This window comes from Enteractinococcus helveticum (genome assembly GCF_001657475.1).
GTDB lineage: Bacteria > Actinomycetota > Actinomycetes > Actinomycetales > Micrococcaceae > Yaniella > Yaniella helvetica.
Genome location: NZ_LXEY01000046.1, coordinates 1 through 451 on the forward strand (window position 1 = coordinate 1; position 451 = coordinate 451).

Sequence of the window (451 nt, forward strand, 5' to 3'; positions counted from 1 at the left end):
GAGTTAAGGAGTGATTTTATGAAATTAGCTGAAGATATAAAAGAACAGAGAGAATTAAAAGGATGGTCTCAAGAGGAATTAACCAATATATTAAAGGTTTCCAGACAAAGTGTTTCTAAATGGGAAAGTGCTAAAAATTACCCTTCCTTAGATATTTTGATTGCTATGAGTGACTTATTTGGAATTACTTTAGATCATTTAATTAAAGGATAAGCATGTTTTAAAAAAAGTAATTTTAGAGGGAAATTATAGAGAGAACAACCGGGTACCTTCCATAGTTGATTTTCTTTATGATTTTTGGTGGCTTTTCTTTCCTGTTGCCGTATTCTTAGTTTGGGCTATTCATTCGTTCTTTGATTGATTTTGAAATTGAAATTTAAGGAATGTCAGTCATAATTAAAAAAGGAAAACATTTTTATGACACCTTGAAATGAATTGATAAGAATAGAAA

At 29.3% G+C, this 451-nt stretch carries 1 protein-coding gene; it reads left to right on the forward strand.

Translation table 11 applies throughout. From position 1 onward, the window contains the following. Positions 1–213 (forward strand): helix-turn-helix domain-containing protein (locus tag A6F49_RS14440; protein ID WP_235605018.1); only part of this gene is annotated, 213 nt, incomplete at its 5' end. Positions 214–451: the final 238 nt, after the last annotated feature.